General features: G+C 32.4%; 17 protein-coding genes. 5 read left to right on the plus strand and 12 right to left on the minus strand.

Annotation, left to right across the window (positions count from 1 at the left end):
* Nucleotides 1–11: 11 nt before the first annotated feature.
* The gene (locus J2Y38_RS03225) at nucleotides 12–1289 is read right to left on the minus strand and encodes an MFS transporter (protein WP_053473817.1); all 1278 of its coding nucleotides are present in this window, start codon (nucleotides 1287–1289) and stop codon (nucleotides 12–14) included.
* Nucleotides 1290–1560: 271 nt separating this feature from the next.
* On the opposite strand from J2Y38_RS03225, the gene bshC reads away from it, so the two are divergent.
* The 3 genes from bshC (at nucleotide 1561) to J2Y38_RS03240 (ending at nucleotide 5268) form a co-directional block, all read left to right on the plus strand.
* Nucleotides 1561–3150 (plus strand): bacillithiol biosynthesis cysteine-adding enzyme BshC, encoded by a 1590-nt coding sequence (gene bshC, locus J2Y38_RS03230; protein ID WP_309839505.1) that lies wholly within the window; start codon nucleotides 1561–1563, stop codon nucleotides 3148–3150.
* Between the two features lie 208 nt (nucleotides 3151–3358).
* Nucleotides 3359–4630: a DUF5009 domain-containing protein gene (locus J2Y38_RS03235; RefSeq protein ID WP_309839507.1), complete on the plus strand. Its 1272-nt coding sequence runs from the start codon at nucleotides 3359–3361 to the stop codon at nucleotides 4628–4630.
* 218 nt (nucleotides 4631–4848) lie between these two features.
* Nucleotides 4849–5268, plus strand: coding sequence for a nucleoside-diphosphate kinase (locus tag J2Y38_RS03240; RefSeq protein ID WP_031456090.1), 420 nt, complete (start codon nucleotides 4849–4851; stop codon nucleotides 5266–5268).
* Between the two features lie 98 nt (nucleotides 5269–5366).
* Here J2Y38_RS03240 and J2Y38_RS03245 read toward each other — a convergent pair whose 3' ends face one another.
* The 3 genes from J2Y38_RS03245 to J2Y38_RS03255 form a co-directional block, all read right to left on the minus strand.
* Nucleotides 5367–6083: a hypothetical protein gene (locus tag J2Y38_RS03245; protein WP_309839515.1), complete on the minus strand. Its 717-nt coding sequence runs from the start codon at nucleotides 6081–6083 to the stop codon at nucleotides 5367–5369.
* Between the two features lie 140 nt (nucleotides 6084–6223).
* The gene (locus J2Y38_RS03250; RefSeq protein WP_256635773.1) at nucleotides 6224–6520 is read right to left on the minus strand and encodes a DUF721 domain-containing protein; all 297 of its coding nucleotides are present in this window, start codon (nucleotides 6518–6520) and stop codon (nucleotides 6224–6226) included.
* Nucleotides 6501–6941 carry a hypothetical protein gene (locus tag J2Y38_RS03255; RefSeq protein ID WP_309839519.1) on the minus strand — a complete coding sequence of 147 codons (441 nt, stop codon included), beginning with the start codon at nucleotides 6939–6941 and terminating at the stop codon, nucleotides 6501–6503. The genes J2Y38_RS03250 and J2Y38_RS03255 overlap by 20 nt, the downstream gene beginning before the upstream one ends.
* A gap of 384 nt (nucleotides 6942–7325) precedes the next feature.
* Between J2Y38_RS03255 and J2Y38_RS03260 the strand changes: the two genes are divergently transcribed.
* Together J2Y38_RS03260 and J2Y38_RS03265 are read left to right on the plus strand one after the other, a co-directional pair.
* Nucleotides 7326–7844, plus strand: a complete 519-nt coding sequence (locus J2Y38_RS03260; protein WP_309839521.1) for a hypothetical protein — start codon at nucleotides 7326–7328, stop codon at nucleotides 7842–7844.
* 95 nt (nucleotides 7845–7939) lie between these two features.
* A complete protein-coding gene (locus J2Y38_RS03265) occupies nucleotides 7940–9010 on the plus strand; it encodes a serine hydrolase (RefSeq protein ID WP_309839523.1) in 1071 nt (356 codons plus the stop codon).
* Between the two features lie 17 nt (nucleotides 9011–9027).
* Here the strand turns inward: J2Y38_RS03265 and J2Y38_RS03270 are convergent, their stop codons facing one another.
* The 8 genes from J2Y38_RS03270 to J2Y38_RS03305 form a co-directional block, all read right to left on the minus strand.
* On the minus strand, nucleotides 9028–9621 hold the full coding sequence (locus J2Y38_RS03270; RefSeq protein WP_309839525.1) for a Zn-dependent protease: 594 nt from the start codon (nucleotides 9619–9621) through the stop codon (nucleotides 9028–9030).
* 207 nt (nucleotides 9622–9828) lie between these two features.
* Entirely contained in the window at nucleotides 9829–10782 is a 954-nt protein-coding gene (gene ftsY, locus J2Y38_RS03275) for a signal recognition particle-docking protein FtsY (RefSeq protein ID WP_180859604.1), read from the minus strand.
* Nucleotides 10783–11047: 265 nt separating this feature from the next.
* Nucleotides 11048–11200: a DUF4295 domain-containing protein gene (locus tag J2Y38_RS03280; RefSeq protein WP_008468081.1), complete on the minus strand. Its 153-nt coding sequence runs from the start codon at nucleotides 11198–11200 to the stop codon at nucleotides 11048–11050.
* Nucleotides 11201–11277: 77 nt separating this feature from the next.
* Nucleotides 11278–11460, minus strand: a complete 183-nt coding sequence (gene rpmG, locus J2Y38_RS03285) for a 50S ribosomal protein L33 (protein ID WP_008253902.1) — start codon at nucleotides 11458–11460, stop codon at nucleotides 11278–11280.
* Between the two features lie 27 nt (nucleotides 11461–11487).
* Nucleotides 11488–11724 carry a 50S ribosomal protein L28 gene (gene rpmB / locus J2Y38_RS03290; protein WP_008468080.1) on the minus strand — a complete coding sequence of 79 codons (237 nt, stop codon included), beginning with the start codon at nucleotides 11722–11724 and terminating at the stop codon, nucleotides 11488–11490.
* 71 nt (nucleotides 11725–11795) lie between these two features.
* Nucleotides 11796–13049, minus strand: coding sequence for a competence/damage-inducible protein A (locus tag J2Y38_RS03295; RefSeq protein WP_309839531.1), 1254 nt, complete (start codon nucleotides 13047–13049; stop codon nucleotides 11796–11798).
* A 196-nt stretch (nucleotides 13050–13245) separates the two neighbouring features.
* Entirely contained in the window at nucleotides 13246–13590 is a 345-nt protein-coding gene (locus J2Y38_RS03300; protein ID WP_053473805.1) for an Hpt domain-containing protein, read from the minus strand.
* The gene (locus J2Y38_RS03305) at nucleotides 13590–14201 is read right to left on the minus strand and encodes a fumarylacetoacetate hydrolase family protein (protein WP_073484407.1); all 612 of its coding nucleotides are present in this window, start codon (nucleotides 14199–14201) and stop codon (nucleotides 13590–13592) included. Before J2Y38_RS03305 ends, J2Y38_RS03300 begins: the two co-directional genes overlap by 1 nt.

Here is a 14201-nt window from a genome sequence, read left to right on the forward strand (position 1 = left end):
AATTCTATTATTTAAAATTTATGTTCCTCCTTGCTAATTACCAAAAATGAAACTAAAGAAATAAATGCTGCAATCGTTAAGTACAAACCAACATAACTTACATCATAAGTTTTGGCTAACCAAATTGCAATCATAGGCGCAAAAGCAGCACCAAGAATTCCCGCTAAATTAAAAGTCAAAGACGCACCGGAATAACGAACATTTGTTGGAAACAACTCCGACAGAAAAGTTCCTAAAGGTCCATAAGTGAATCCCATTAAAGCCATTCCGATACAGGCGAAAGTGGTCACTAAAACAATATTTCCGGAACTTAAAAAATAAGAAAAGAAAAATCCGAAAATCGCAATAGCTGCTGTTGCTATAATAAGCATTTTACGACGGCCGATTTTATCTGCAACTACAGCCGAAACCGGAATAAAAATAGCAAAAAACAATACCGAAAACAATTGGATTAATAATCCATTTCTTTTTACAATTCCTAAATCAGAAGTAGCCCAGCTTAATGTAAAAACAGTCATCAGGTAAAAAACTAAAAAAGTTGTAATGGCTGCAAATGTTCCAAAAATCAATTGATTTTTATACGATTTTACAATTGTTAAAAATGGAACTTTAACTTCTTCCTGTTCTTTTTTAGAATTTTCGAAAGACGGAGTTTCTGTAATTTTTGTTCGGATATAAAAACCAACAACAACCAATAATGAACTGGCAATAAATGGAATTCTCCAGCCATAATCCATAAAATCTTCATTGCTCATAGAATCGGTTAGCAATAAAAAAGTTCCTCCTGAAAGCAGCAGTCCTATTGGAGCACCCAATTGTGGAAACATTCCGTACCAGGCACGTTTATTTGGTGGTGCATTTTCTATCGCTAATAAAACAGCTCCTCCCCATTCGCCGCCTAAACCAACACCTTGCCCAAATCGGCATAACATTAATAATAAAGGAGCTGCAACACCAATACTAGCATAACTTGGCAAAAATCCAATTGTAACAGTCGAAATACCCATCGTCAATAAAGCCGCAACTAAGGTAAATTTACGTCCTATCTTATCTCCATAATGCCCAAAAAAAGCTGAACCTAACGGACGCGATAAAAATGCAATCGAAAAAGTGGCTAAAGATTCCAGAGTCGCCATTGTCGAATCTGAACCGGGGAAAAATAATTGAGGAAAAACCAATACTGCAGCATTGGCATAAATATAAAAATCAAAAAATTCAATTGTGGTGCCAATAAGGCTTCCAAAAAGAACATGTTTTAGTGAGTTCTTCTTTTTAGGGTTTGTTTCCATGCAAAATCAGGTATATCTTTTTTTGTTTACAAAAATATAGTTTCGTTATTAATATTTCACATTTAAGACAATTAGTTTCAAAACACTTCTGTATTTTTAACAAATTTCATGTATTTAGCATTTTAAATCATGTTTAATTTATACAAAATTAAAAACCTGATTATAGGAACTTTAAAACAAAAAATAAAAATCAATCTTAAGCAATAGTTAAAACCGATTTTAACTGTATATTTTCATTAAATTTACAGCTGTCAAAAATAAATTTAAAATTATGCCTACCGACTGTATCAGCTATCAAACTTCTGGATATTTCTCTAAATTGATACAAGATTATTTAGATCAGAAATCAGAATTGAAACCGCTGTACAACAATTTCCCAACATTGGAGAATTTCGAAAAACAGATTGCCGAAAAAACAGGCAACTTTGATAACAGCAACCGAATTCCTTTGGTTACTACTTTAAAAAAGCAATATCAAAGCATCGAAATTTCTGATTCAACAAAACAAAACATTGAGCTTTTAGCACTCGAAAACACCTTCACAATTACAACCGGACATCAGTTAAATTTATTTAGCGGCCCATTGTATTTCTTATATAAAATCATTTCGACCATTAATCTTACCAAAGAATTAAAATCGAAATATCCGTCATACAATTTTGTCCCAATTTATTGGATGGCGACAGAAGATCATGATTTTGAAGAAATAAACTATTTTAATTTTAAAGGTAAAAAATTCAGATGGAACAAAGAAAGTAACGGTCCAGTTGGTCGACTTTCAACTGAAGGTTTAGATGAATTCTTTGAAATTTATTCATTAGAATTAGGTTCAAGCACAAATGCCAATACTTTAAAAAAGCTTTTTCAAGATGCTTATTTAAAACACAATAATCTGGCTGATGCAACCCGTTTTTTAGCCAACAGTTTATTTGCTAATTACGGTTTAGTAATTATAGATGCTGACGATGCCGATTTAAAACGTGCTTTTATTCCGTATGCAAAAGAAGAATTAGAAAAACAGACTTCATACAAAGCTGTTCAGGAAACTATCGAGCAATTAAAAGAGTATACTGTTCAGGTAAATCCGCGTGAAATTAATTTATTTTATATTGAAGATAATCTGCGAGAAAGAATCGTTTTTGAAGAAAATAAGTACTTCGTAAACAACACTAAAATCTCATTTTCTAAAGAACAAATTCTTTCTGAATTAGAAAATCATCCTGAAAAATTCAGTCCAAATGTTATTATGCGTCCACTGTATCAGGAAATTATTCTTCCGAATCTATGCTACATTGGCGGAGGCGGAGAAATTGCCTATTGGCTCGAACTAAAATCATTTTTTGATACCGTAAGAATTACTTTTCCAATGATTTTGGTTCGTAACTCTGTTCTTCTGGCAACCGAAAAACAAGGAAAAAAAGCAGATCAATTAAACTTAAGCTGGAGCGATCTTTTTACCAAACAAGAAAATTTAATAAATACGATTACACACAAAATTTCTGCATTTCCAATTGATTTAACACCTCAAAAAGAAATATTGAAAACCCAATTTCAATATCTTTATGAATTAGCAAATCAAACCGATAAATCTTTTTCCGGAGCTGTAAAAGCACAGGAAGTAAAACAGACAAAAGGTTTAGAAAATTTAGAAAAACGTTTATTAAAAGCACAAAAAAGAAAACTAAACGATCAATTACAACGTGTAGTAGACTTACAATGCGAACTATTCCCAAATAATAGTTTACAGGAACGTCAGAGCAATTTTTCAGAATTTTATCTGGAAAAAGGCGAGCAATTAGTTCCACTTTTATTGCAAAAACTGAAACCTTTAGAAATGAATTTTAACATCATAACAATTTAAAATAGTTTGCCACGAATTGCACGAATTACCACGAATTATTTTTTTTATTCAAAGAATATAAATTAGTGGAAATTCGCGTAATTCGTGGCAGAAAAATAATATAATAATAATTCTTGAGAACTAAATAACCACCTATCTTCTCTAAATTATTATTTCAAACCAAATAGCGATTTTTAAAATTATTAACTAACCAATTTACCCAAAACCAATGGTAAAAGAACGCTTAATTTCGCTAGATGTCTTTCGTGGACTAACAATTTTATTAATGACAATTGTAAACAACCCCGGAGATTGGGGCCATGTTTTCCCGCCTTTATTACACGCCGAATGGCACGGCTGCACACCAACAGATTTAGTATTTCCGTTTTTTGTTTTTATAATGGGAGTTGCCGTTCCGCTTGCAATGCCTGATAAATTTTATGACGGCACCACTTTCAACAAAATTTTAGTCCGCTCTTTGCGAATGCTTTGCTTGGGGATTTTCTTTAACTTTTTTGGAAAAATCCAATTGTTCGGACTGGAAGGAATTCCGCTTTTAGTTGGCCGACTTGCTATTACTATTGCTGTCGGTTATGCCTTAATGGGAAATTTCAGTTCAAAAATCAAAAACATTTTAGCATTTTCAATTCTGATAATTTATCTCTTTCTCGCTTACAGCGGCATCGAAGCTTATAGTGATGTAAGGCTTCCGGGAGTTCTACAACGAATTGCAATTGTTTATTTTGTAGTTTCTCTTTTGTATTTAAAAACATCTCAAAAAACACAGATCATAACCGGAATCGTTTTATTATTAGGATATTGGGCAATAATGACTTTGATTCCTGTTCCGGGAATTGGCGACGCAAATCTGGACAAAGGAACAAATCTTGCTTCGTGGTTGGATAGCGTTTTACTAAAAGGGCATATGTATCGCGGAACCGTAACCTGGGATCCTGAAGGAATTTTAAGCACACTTCCTTCAATAGTAAACGGGATAATTGGTTTATTAATTGGTCAATTATTACAGCAAAACTTTCCAAAAACTAAAAAAGCACAAAAAATGGCAATCGCAGGAGTTGCGTTAATTATTGGAGGTTTACTTTGGAATATTGTTTTCCCAATAAACAAAGCCCTTTGGACAAGCAGTTATGTTTTATACACTACAGGGTTAGCCACTACATTTTTAGCGATTTTATATTACATCATTGATATTGCCGATTATAAAAAAGGATTCAAACCATTCTTAATTTGGGGTGTAAACCCAATGATCGTTTTCTTTACTTCGCAGATAATTCCGCAGGCATTGGTAATGATTGAGTTTCAAAATCCACATAAAACTGGCGAAAAAATCAATTTATTAAATTACTTATACAGCTTTTGGATTGCGCCATTTTTCACTAACCCAATGACCGCTTCATTAGCCGGCGCATTAGTTTACGTTTGTATCTGGACTTTTATTTTGTGGATATTTTACAGAAACAAATTAATATTCAAAGTATAATTTTTAAACCATATAAGTAATATAAGTTCATTTTAGAAATACGTTATACTTTGCGGAGATATTCTGCACGCAGTATTTAAATGAACTTATATTACTTATATGGTTTAAAAAAAGCTTTTCTTGGTTAAAACATCATTCTACCATGTTTTAATTACGAATTAATTAAAATCAATTCATAAAAAAAGTCTACTTTTGCACAAAATTTAATAAAATATAAAATGGCAACAAATAGAACTTTTACAATGATTAAACCAGATGCTGTTGCAAACGGACACATCGGGAATATCTTAGCAATGATCACTAATGGTGGTTTCAAAATCGTTTCATTAAAATTAACTCAATTAACTGTTGCAGATGCAAAAGCATTTTACGCAGTTCACGCAGAAAGACCTTTCTACGGAGAATTAGTTGAATTCATGTCACGTGGACCAATTGTTGCTGCAATTTTAGAAAAAGACAACGCAGTAGAAGATTTCAGAACTTTAATTGGAGCTACAAATCCTGCTGAAGCTGCTGAAGGAACTATTCGTAAAGCATACGCAACTTCTATTGGAGAAAATGCAGTTCACGGTTCTGACAGCGACGAAAATGCTGCAATCGAAGGTGCTTTTCACTTTGCTGGTAGAGAGCAATTCTAATATTTTAGATTATAGAGTTCAGATTTTAGATTGCTGAACTTAATAAACAAAAAAAATCCCGTTTCAAATTAAACGGGATTTTTTTATTTGGATATTGATTAAAGCTTGTCTGATTTTTTAACAATTTTCTCCAATTTTTCATCAAGATCTTTCAAAAGTTCTTCTAATGCACTTTCACACATAGGTAATACTTTATCAAGACTTAAAACAGGAACTCCACCTACGATCGTTCCAGTTTTCTTAGAGTTTGCTCCTTCAGAAAAAGCAAATACTTTTTTTCCTGTTTTATCGTATAAAGCGATTCTGGCATAAGCTTTCATTTTTATTGTTCCAGTTCCGCCAACAGCGAATCCTTTTACTACAGCAAAATGAATTTCTGTAAATAAAACACCATCAGCTGTTTCTTTAAACATTTGAGCAGATGCTACTTCATTTGCAGAACCATTCATTCCTTCATAAATATATTTATATCCAGGATAATTAATAATAGTACCGCTTTCTCCGCCTTCTCTTGCAAATTTAGGAGTGAATGCAATGTATTCCTGTTTCTGAGTCACATCAGTTTCAGGAAGTAAATCAAACGGAAATTTTTTAGCATAATCATTAAAAAATGCATTGTGATATTTCTCTAAAATTGGAGAAAGGTTAAAATTTGGGTTATTTCCTAAATCTGCTATCGCAGCCAGTCCATTTAAACCCAACTCCGAAAGATCTATTGTTTTATCTGTGTAAAATGACACAACAGCAACTTTTTTCTTTTGTGAATAACTAGTTAAGGCAAATAATACAGTTAAAATAAGTAATACTTTTTTCATGTTTTGGTTTTGTTTTTTATTTGTTTATTATTAATCAGGTGTTTATAAAAAAACACTTAATGCTCAAATATATCATAAAAAAAACACTTCCATAATGGAAGTGTAATATTTATTTTTAAGCTTAAAATAAAAATTTAAAATCAGCGTAAAACCACGTCTTTAACAACTTCACGACCTAGTTCTTCATTAATCATTTTAATAATTTTAGATTTTCCGTGACTTAATTCCTCTCTTAAAACTGCTGAGCCAAGTTCAACATAAAGTGTGCTTCCTTTCAAAACAACATTTCTCGTATACGTTTTCACGCCATTTCCCATTAGGTTTCCCCACGCATCTTTTACATCAATCTGATCCATTCCGGGCTGTAATTTATTAACCTGAATAATTTGTTGCAAAACAGCCCCAATCGTACTTTGGTTATTTAGTCTTTTTGCCATCGTTTAAAATATTTATTGGTCCCGTTTTTTTATAATAATATTCTTTGTTCTGATCATTTTTCACCACAAACTCTTCATCCGAAATCGAGATTAATTCCTCACTCCATTTGGCATAATTCGTATTATAATCCAGAAAAGTTCCCTTATCCGTAAATCTTACTGAAACATTTTCAAAAGTATCAGTAGTTAAAAAAGTTCCGTCAAGCTGTGCCATTACTTTAGTACGAGTTCCTTTTACGCCTTTAATTTTAAAAAAATCAAAGTTCTCGTTCATTCCATAAGCCTTTTCTTCACCTTTATCAAAAACCACTTTTTCAATTTCCCAGTAACCGTTTAGTTTTTCAATATCTGCCGGTTTTATTTCCTGTTTACAGCTTACAAACAAAAGTGATAAAACCAAAATCATAAAAGCATTTTTCATAGTAAAATATAATATTAATAAGGAGCTGTTTCCTGCTGTCCGCTATATCTTTTATGGCCTCGTTAAAAAGACGAAGCCATAAAAGGATGCCGCTTCCATCAGGGCTAGGGCTCCCTTTTTCAAAAGAAAATTTAGTGAATTACAAAGGTAACTTTATAAATTTCAAAAGAAATATTTTAGTCAATAATTATCTCATTTTTCTCAGACTTTATTTCCCAGATATTGGCAGCCTATAAAAAAGCCTATTTTAACAATCTTATGTCATATTATGGCAGAAATAAATGTGAATCTACAAGACCTTTGCGCAAAATTACCCTGCTTCAGTTTTATAAAAAAAATTAACTGAATTAAAACTTCAACTGCAAAACTCTTATCAAAAATATTATGAAAAAGTATTTCATATCAACACTCGGCACGCTACTCTTAATTTTAGGATGCAGTAAAACCCCTCCTAAAAACATTGCACACATTAAACCAGTGTATGTACAGATAAATAACTATCATCAACCTGAAGAAAAAGAAAATATTGCACCTTCTATAAAAGAAGATTTTTTACAAAACAAAAATTCAAAAAATTCACCAATCACAATTTTAGCTTCCAGCCTGTCGAGAGCACAATACTCTGATCATAAAGACATAAAAATTGTCTTTAAAAATTCAAGCAAAAAAAACATTCAGGCAATTAAACTGGAATGGTACTGCGAAAACTCATTTGATGAACCCGCAAATGGCAGGTATTTTTATGGAAAAGGAAGATCTACGGGAGAGATAGCAAATTTGCTAAAGCCCGGCATGATCGAATCAAAAATCTGGGAAGATTTTTCTACAGATGCAAACCGCATTATAAAAGTAAGGGCTTACTATGTAGTATTTACAGACGGAACAAAATGGGAGCTTAAATAAAAACACTTCATGGTTAAATATGTAAAATAAGTTTTCCCACTCATTAAACTATTTTACATATTTTTGGTCAAACCCCAAACCAAAAACAAAAAACCATGACCAAAACTCTTTGTACAATCCTTACTACCTTATTATTGATAGGCTGCAGTAAAGATTCAGCAGAACCAGATCCGGTTCCAACTCCATCAGAAAACATGTATTTCCCTCCATTAACCGGAACAACCTGGGAAACAAAATCCATAGCCGATTTAAAGTGGAATCAAAATGCCGTACAGCCGCTTCTGGATTACTTAGAACTAAAACATTCTAAATCGTTTATCATTTTAGTAAATGGCCGAATCGTTTTAGAAAACTATTTCAACGGACACACAGCTTCAACAAACTGGTATTGGGCAAGCGCCGGAAAAACATTAACTTCAACCGTTACCGGAATCGCACAACAGGAAAACCTACTAAACATTAATAATAAAGTTTCTCAATATTTAGGCACCGGCTGGACAAGCGAAACGTTGGCACAAGAAAACAAAATTACCTGCAAACATTTACTAACCATGACATCCGGGCTTGATGATTCAACCGATGATGTAAATCCTGAAAATCTAATCTACAAAGCCGATGCAGGAACAAGATGGGCTTATCACAATGTTTATGTAAAACTACAAGATGTTGTTGCAAGTGCAAGCGGACAGACTTGGGAAAATTATTTCAATGCCAAATTAAGGGATAAAATAGGCATGAATGGAACCTGGTTAAAAATTGATGTAAATAGCGTTTATGCCAGTAACTCAAGAAGCATGGCACGCTTTGGGCTATTGATGCTGAATAAAGGGAAATGGGAAAATAATATCATTTTAAATGAAGCCTACTTCAATGAAGCAACAACAACTTCACAAAACATTAATTTAGGATACGGTTATTTATGGTGGCTAAATGGTAAAAGCTCCTATCATTTACCACAATCACAATTTACTTTTCAAGGAAGCGTAATTCCAACTGGACCAAGCGATATGTTTATGGCTTTAGGAAAAAACGATCAAAAAATATATGTAATTCCGAGTAAAAAAATAGTAGTTATTAGAATGGGAGATGCCGCAGATAATGAAAATCTTGCCTTATCTGATTTCGATAAAGTTTTATGGGAAAAAATTAGCGCATTGTATCAATAAAAAAGACTGTACAAAGTTTAGATCAATTGCCAGCCTTTAGATTTTAAAAAACTTTTACAATTATTGCAAAAGTCCTTTTCTTCATCCAGTGGGTTTCCTCCTTCAGCATCACGCATTAAACACGTTTTTATTGCACAATGCGGTAAACCCGCTGTATGACCTAATTCATGTAAAACTAGTTTATAAAACTGTTGATTTTTATTTTTGGGAGACAATCTAAAATCCGAGACTACGCATGCTTTTCCGGGTCTGTAGCCTAACCCCATTACACCCCAATCCTTAATTTCGTTTTTAGTTGTACTAATATCAAAATTTGATAATCCAACTATTACAGAATCTTTGCCAATATTATCTTTAAGACTTTTAATAATACTATCGGCGCGGTATCGATTCCTTGGTTTGTAATAGGAATTTTCAGGAAAAGAAATATTTGATCTTAAAACTACATTTGGATTTATAGTTTTAATTTCTTCAAAAACCTTTTTAGCCTGTTCGGTTTTAAAACTGCCTAAAGGCTGAATAACAATTACTTTTTGACTTTTATTACTTTCATTTTTTCCGTTTGTACAAGAAAGTACAACAAAAAGAAAAACGAGAAAGCAGTATTTCATAATCAAAAATGTATTAAAAAATTATTGCTTAGTTCGCAGTCTTTTAAGAACTCCCATAAAGAAGAAACCTATTCCCAGAACTAATAAAACGTAGTAAAAAGAAAGACTATTGTCTCTCAAAACATTTGCTAAAACAAAACATATAACGCTTGCAAAATAAAAAACAACAGCCGATATATTTTTAAAAGAAGAAAAACTCATTATAAATTATTTAAAGAAACTATCAACGAATTCATATTTATTAAAGACTTGTAAATCTTCAATTCCTTCGCCAACACCAATATATTTCACCGGAATTTGAAACTGATCTGAAATACCAATTACAACACCGCCTTTTGCTGTTCCGTCTAATTTTGTAACTGCTAATGAAGTTACTTCTGTCGCAGCAGTAAATTGTTTTGCTTGTTCAAAAGCATTTTGACCTGTTGAACCGTCTAAAACTAAAAGCACGTCGTGCGGCGCATCAGCAACCACTTTCTGCATAACACGTTTTACTTTCGTAAGTTCGTTCATCAAATTGATTTTATTGTGCAAACGTCCGGCAGTATCAATAATAACAACATCGGCATTTTGAGCCACAGCAGACTGTAAAGTATCAAAAGCAACAGAAGCTGGATCGCTTCCCATATTTTGTTTTACGATTGGAACGCCTACACGATCTGCCCAAACTTGTAACTGATCAATAGCTGCGGCACGGAAAGTATCAGCAGCACCTAAAACTACTTTATAACCAGCTTTTTTAAACTGATAAGCCAGTTTACCAATTGTTGTAGTTTTTCCAACACCGTTTACTCCAACAACCATTAAAACGTAAGGTTTTTTATCTTTTGGAATATCAAATTCAGTTGCTTCGCCTGTATTGGTTTCAGATAATAATCCGCCTATTTCATCACGAAGAATTTGATTTAATTCTTCAGTTCCTAAATATTTATCTTCAGATACACGTTTTTCGATTCTTTCAATGATTTTCAATGTTGTATTTACACCAACATCTGAAGCTACTAAAACTTCTTCAAGATTATCTAAAACATCATCATCGACTTTAGATTTTCCTGCAACAGCTTTGCTTAACTTAGAGAAAAAAGTAGTTTTTGTTTTTTCAAGACCTTTATCTAAAGTCTCTTTTTTTTCGGTAGAGAATAATTTTTTAAAAAAACTCATTTTTAATTTATTGTTAGTTTTAGATCGTTTCTAAGAGTTTTGAAACAATCTTAATGTTTATAGAATGCCATTTGTTTTTAATTTAACCCCAACTGCATCGATCTTTTTATTGTTTTCTTTAAACAAGTAAAGATAAAGAGTCTGACGGGAACAAATGTTTAAAAAAAACACAAATTGATTGGTTTCTATAAAATTTTAAACAAATATAAAAAATAAAAAAGCTACTTCCGAATGAAAGTAGCTTTTCTATATATTGTAATTGTAATTATTTCTTTTTCAAGAATTCATCAACTTCTTCAGGAGCCATAATAGATTCTACGAATGTATATGCACCAGTTTTAGGAGATTTTACCATTTTGATGGCTTTTGATAATCTCTTAGAAGATGTTTGTAACGATGCTACGGTTTTCTTTGCCATGATTCAAATGTTATTTGAAGTTTTTTATAAAACTCTAAATGGCAAAACCATTTAAGATTTACAAAAATCTCTAATTATTACTTAATTTCTTTGTGAACAGTTACACGTTTCAAGATTGGATTAAATTTTTTAATCTCTAATCTGTCTGGAGTATTCTTTTTGTTCTTAGTTGTAATATATCTAGAAGTTCCTGGAACACCAGAAGTCTTGTGCTCAGTACATTCTAAAATTACTTGGATTCTATTACCTTTCTTTGCCATCTTGCTATATATTTATTTAGGAAAAGATTATTTGATAAATCCTTCTGACTGTGCTTTTTTCAAAACAGCAGTGATTCCATTTTTATTAATTGTTTTTATCGTAGATGCTGCTACTCTAAGAGTAATCCATCTATCTTCTTCTGGAAGATAAAAACGCTTTTTAACTAAGTTTACAGAAAACTTTCTCTTAGTTTTGTTCATAGCGTGAGAAACGTTATTTCCTACCATCGCTCTTTTACCTGTAAGGTCACAAACTCTTGACATTATACTTATCTTTTATCGTTATTCAAAATCAGGGTGCAAAGAAAAGAAAAATAAACCATTGTAGCAAAAAATTATTGCACAATTTTTAAAATTTCTTTTTGTAATATTTCTAAACTCTTAATAGTTGCTCTATCTATCACTTTTTCACGTGGTTGGCCAAAGTTAAATTCTTCCGTGATTACTCCCTCTGGTGTAGCCAAAGCGATAAAAACAGCACCAATTTCAGCATTTGAGTCTCCTTTTGATGGTCCGGCGTTCCCGGTTGTCGCGATTGCATAGTCGGTTTTGAGTATATCTTTCACATTCAAAGCCATAGCCATCGCAACCTCAGCACTTACTACCGAAAATTGATCTATTAAATCCTGCGAAACGCCCAAAACATTGACCTTCGCTTCTGTTGAGTAGGAAACCACACTTCCTTTAAAATATCTTGATGCTCCTTGCACAGATGACAAAAGCGAAGCAATTTTTCCACCGGTGCAGCTTTCTGCTGTAGAAATCGTTTTATTATTTTTAGCCAGCAGTTTTCCAACTACGGTTTCAATCGTTTCATTTTCTTCATAACCCACTATAATATCATGAATTATAGCATCTAGTGACTGAACATTTTCTTCAATTGCTTTTTCTAACTCTTCTTTATCTGCTCCGCGGGCAGTCATACGCAGACGAACTCGTCCCGGATTTGGCAGATATGCTAATTTGATAAATTCAGGCAAGTTATTTTCCCAGTTTTCGATACGTTCTGCGACTAAACTTTCGCCCTGACCGTATGTCAAAATGGTTTTATGGACAATATAAGGACGCTTATATTCTTTAACAATTTTTGGGATTATCTCATTTTCTACCAGATATTTCATTTCGTACGGAACACCCGGAAGCGAAACAAACACGGTATTTTCTTTTTTCATCCACATTCCCGGCGCAGTTCCCATTTTGTTATGAAGAACGGTGCATTTTGACGGTACAAGAGCCTGATCTTTATTTAACTGCGAAATGGGTCTTTTATAAAAACCTTCGATAAGTTCTGTTACGTGAGCCAGAACTTCGGGATTTACTACCAACTGATCGTCAAAATAATCACAGAAAGTTTTTTTAGTGATATCGTCTTTTGTCGGACCTAAACCTCCGGTAATAATTACAATATCAACTTTGTTTTGCAGCTGTGCAAAAGTGTTTAAAATATGCTGTTTATCATCACTTATTGAAATCATTTCATAAGTTTCGACACCTATTCGATCCAGTTCTTTGGCTATAAAATTTGAATTTGTATCTACAATTTGACCAATTAAAATCTCATCTCCAATGGTAACTATTGTTGCTTTCATAGTATTAAAAGTTTTACTTATAAAGGTATAAGTTTATTTATGAAGTAGGATTGCGGAAATGATTTGAGGCAGAAAAAATTTAAAAGATAATTTCTTTTATCTTTTAATGAGAAATTAAAACCCTGAAAAATGGATTGAAATAAAATAAGAAAAATGATTCCGCTTTCCAGTTTAGAAAAGCGGAATTATATGAATTTTAGACGTCAAAATCTTTTTTAATTTCTTTAATTGCGTCTTTTACCTGCACTTTTATACTTTTAAAAGTTTCGATAATATCTTTTTTCTTTCCTTCTGCTTTTGTCCACGCTTCGACTTGCAGAATTTCTTCAAATGCAACATTTAACCCCATTAAGTCTAATGTAGGTTTAATTTTATGCGCATACGAATAAGCGTATTTATGATCCTTTTTCTTGATTCCTTCTTTGATTTGTTTTAAATCCTCAGGAACTTCTGTAACAAATAATTTTAGAATTTCGTTTACAAATTCGGGGTCATTGTCTGAAAGCGCATACACTTTCGAAAGATTATACTTTAAAGCCATTATTTTACTTGTATTCTGAATAATTTTTTATCTTCTAAAAAGCCTTCCAAAACATCATTTGGTTTAACCGGCGCAACACCTGCAGGCGTTCCTGTAAAAATAATATCTCCAATTTTTAACGTAAAAAACTGAGAAACATAAGAAACCAATTCATCAATTTTCCAAAGCATAAAACTTGTATTTCCTTTTTGAACTGTTTCAGAATTATTTTTGAGCTCAAACGTAAGATTTTCTAGCGAAACAAAATCACTTTTTGGTAAAAAATCTCCAATTACTGCTGAACCGTCAAATGCTTTTGCTTTTTCCCAAGGCAGTCCTTTTGCTTTTAATTTATCTTGTAAATCTCTGGCAGTAAAATCAATACCTACACTAATTTCGTCATAATATTTATGTGCAAACTTAGGTTCAATATATTTTCCAACCTTATTAATTTTCACAATTATTTCTAATTCATGATGAACTTCCTGAGAAAATTCCGGAATTACAAACGGATGCTGTTTCAACAAAACCGCCGAATCCGGCTTCATAAAAACCACAGGCTCATCTGGACGTTCGTTTTTTAATTCTTCAATATGATTGGTATAATTTCTACCGATGCAAATGATTTTCAT

The sequence above is a fragment of the Flavobacterium sp. 2755 genome (genome assembly GCF_031455715.1).
GTDB lineage: Bacteria > Bacteroidota > Bacteroidia > Flavobacteriales > Flavobacteriaceae > Flavobacterium.

Coding starts and splice junctions, on each gene's coding strand:
- J2Y38_RS03300 (WP_053473805.1), bottom strand. CDS start 13,590: ATGGCTTTAAAGTATAATCTTTCGAAAGTGTATGCGCTTTCAGACAAT.
- J2Y38_RS03250 (WP_256635773.1), bottom strand. CDS start 6,520: ATGGCAAAAAGACTAAATAACCAAAGTACGATTGGGGCTGTTTTGCAA.
- bshC (WP_309839505.1), top strand. CDS start 1,561: ATGCCTACCGACTGTATCAGCTATCAAACTTCTGGATATTTCTCTAAA.
- J2Y38_RS03265 (WP_309839523.1), top strand. CDS start 7,940: ATGACCAAAACTCTTTGTACAATCCTTACTACCTTATTATTGATAGGC.
- J2Y38_RS03240 (WP_031456090.1), top strand. CDS start 4,849: ATGGCAACAAATAGAACTTTTACAATGATTAAACCAGATGCTGTTGCA.
- J2Y38_RS03260 (WP_309839521.1), top strand. CDS start 7,326: ATGAAAAAGTATTTCATATCAACACTCGGCACGCTACTCTTAATTTTA.
- ftsY (WP_180859604.1), bottom strand. CDS start 10,782: ATGAGTTTTTTTAAAAAATTATTCTCTACCGAAAAAAAAGAGACTTTA.
- rpmG (WP_008253902.1), bottom strand. CDS start 11,460: ATGGCAAAGAAAGGTAATAGAATCCAAGTAATTTTAGAATGTACTGAG.
- J2Y38_RS03295 (WP_309839531.1), bottom strand. CDS start 13,049: ATGAAAGCAACAATAGTTACCATTGGAGATGAGATTTTAATTGGTCAA.
- J2Y38_RS03245 (WP_309839515.1), bottom strand. CDS start 6,083: ATGAAAAAAGTATTACTTATTTTAACTGTATTATTTGCCTTAACTAGT.
- J2Y38_RS03270 (WP_309839525.1), bottom strand. CDS start 9,621: ATGAAATACTGCTTTCTCGTTTTTCTTTTTGTTGTACTTTCTTGTACA.
- J2Y38_RS03255 (WP_309839519.1), bottom strand. CDS start 6,941: ATGAAAAATGCTTTTATGATTTTGGTTTTATCACTTTTGTTTGTAAGC.
- J2Y38_RS03305 (WP_073484407.1), bottom strand. CDS start 14,201: ATGAAAATCATTTGCATCGGTAGAAATTATACCAATCATATTGAAGAA.
- J2Y38_RS03280 (WP_008468081.1), bottom strand. CDS start 11,200: ATGGCAAAGAAAACCGTAGCATCGTTACAAACATCTTCTAAGAGATTA.
- J2Y38_RS03225 (WP_053473817.1), bottom strand. CDS start 1,289: ATGGAAACAAACCCTAAAAAGAAGAACTCACTAAAACATGTTCTTTTT.
- J2Y38_RS03235 (WP_309839507.1), top strand. CDS start 3,359: ATGGTAAAAGAACGCTTAATTTCGCTAGATGTCTTTCGTGGACTAACA.
- rpmB (WP_008468080.1), bottom strand. CDS start 11,724: ATGTCAAGAGTTTGTGACCTTACAGGTAAAAGAGCGATGGTAGGAAAT.